The 273-nt window shown below is 55.3% G+C and carries 1 protein-coding gene; it reads left to right on the top strand.

Features of this window, described 5'->3' with window-relative positions; translation table 11 throughout:
* Window positions 1-261 (top strand): transposase (locus tag HMPREF2604_RS02900; protein ID WP_141746416.1); only part of this gene is annotated, 261 nt, incomplete at its 5' end.
* Between the last annotated feature and the right edge of the window lie 12 nt (window positions 262-273).

The following is a 273-nucleotide window of genomic DNA, read 5'->3' as shown; positions in this document are numbered from 1 at the left end:
GAACGCATCATCCACACCCTGCGCAAAGGACTACCAAAAGGCTTAGAAGAGCTCGCCCAACTGGGACGCACCCTGTGGCGACGACGCAAAGATGTGCTCGCCTACTTTGATATCGGTGCATCCAACGGCCCCGTCGAGGCAATCAACGGCAGACTCGAACACCTACGCGGCATCGCCCTAGGTTTCAAAAACCTCAACCACTACATCTTGCGGTGCCTGATCCACTCCGGACAACTACAGGACAAAATCAACGCACTCTAAAACCGGAAGGGC

The organism is Corynebacterium sp. HMSC055A01, from assembly GCF_001809405.1.
Classification (GTDB): Bacteria; Actinomycetota; Actinomycetes; order Mycobacteriales; family Mycobacteriaceae; genus Corynebacterium; species Corynebacterium hesseae.
This window is presented reverse-complemented; position numbering and strand designations above follow the sequence as displayed.